Origin of the sequence: Microbacterium sp. Leaf351 (assembly GCF_001423825.1) — a bacterium.
GTDB lineage: Bacteria > Actinomycetota > Actinomycetes > Actinomycetales > Microbacteriaceae > Microbacterium > Microbacterium ginsengisoli.
The window spans coordinates 353746-355029 of sequence record NZ_LMPK01000033.1 but is presented as its reverse complement, the minus strand read 5'-3'; the positions used below and the strand labels follow the sequence as shown (position 1 = coordinate 355029).

At 71.0% G+C, this 1284-nt stretch carries 1 protein-coding gene; it reads left to right on the top strand.

The genetic code is table 11. From position 1 onward, the window contains the following. Positions 1 to 116 precede the first annotated feature (116 nt). Positions 117 to 1277, top strand: a complete 1161-nt coding sequence (locus ASG00_RS10065; RefSeq protein ID WP_156454692.1) for a MalY/PatB family protein — start codon at positions 117 to 119, stop codon at positions 1275 to 1277. Positions 1278 to 1284 lie beyond the last annotated feature (7 nt).

Below are 1284 nucleotides of genomic sequence, written 5' to 3'. Positions count from 1 at the left end.
CCGCCGTGGGGCCCGGAACGCATCACCGACGACGGCCGCGACATGATGCGGGCGCTCGGTTTCGCGATCTGACGGCGCGATGCGGCATCCATAGCGGTGCTGGCTAGGCTCGAGCGGTGACCCTTCTGCCCCTCGAGGCTCTGCCCATCGACGTGCTCCGACAGCGGTCGAGCACCAAGTGGCGGCGCTACCCCGACGACGTCCTGCCGCTGTTCGTCGCCGAGACCGATTTCCCCCTCGCCCCGGCGATCACCGCACGCCTCGCGCGTGCCGTGGAGATCGGCGACACCGGTTACACGCCTCCCGAGCCGGGTATCGCGGAGGCGTTCCGCGGGTTCGCGGCGCGGCACTGGGACTGGGATGTCCCGCGCAACCGCATCTTCTGGACCGGCGACGTCATGATGGGGGTCGTCGAGGTACTGCGCCGGGTCGTGGCGCCGGGCGAGCGGGTCGTGGTGATGCCGCCCGTGTACCCGCCGTTCTTCGACACCGTCGAGGAGGCCGGCGCGGTCGTCGAGCGGGTGCCGCTCGCTCGGACGAGCGACGGCTGGGAGATCGATCTCGAGGGCGTCGGTGCGGCGCTGGCCGCCGGCGCGCGTGCGGTGCTGCTGTGCAACCCGCACAACCCGACGGGCACGGTGCACACGCGTGAGTCGCTCGCCGCCCTCGCAGAGCTGGCCGAACGCTTCGATGTCGCGGTAGTGAGCGACGAGATCCACGGACCGCTCGTGTACGACGAGCATCCGTTCGTGCCGTTCCTGACCGCATCGGCTGCCGCGGCCCGCACCGGGTTCGCGATCACGAGTGCGAGCAAGGCCTACAACCTCGCCGGACTCAAGGCGGCGCAGATCATCGTCGGCACCGACGAGCACGCCGCCCTCGTCCGCTCCTTCCCGTGGGAGGTGGAATGGCGCACCGGCCTGTTCGGGGCGCTGGCGAACGTCGCCGCGTTCTCGCCCGAGAGCGATGAGTGGTTGGCGCGGCTGCGTCTGACCCTCGATCTCAACCGCGTCCTCGTCGCCGATGTTCTCGCGTCCCACCTCCCGGATGCGGTCTACCGGGTGCCGCAGGCGGGCTACCTCGCCTGGATCGACGTGTCGGCCTACGGGTGGGGCGACAACCCCGCGGTGCGCATCCGGCGGGAGGCGCGGGTCGCGCTGCATCACGGACCACTGTTCGGCGACGAAGGCATCGGCCACGTGCGCCTGAACTTCGGGTGCGCGCCCGAGGTGATCGAGGAGGCGATCGCGCGCGTCGGCGCGCTCGTGACGCGCTGACGAGTTT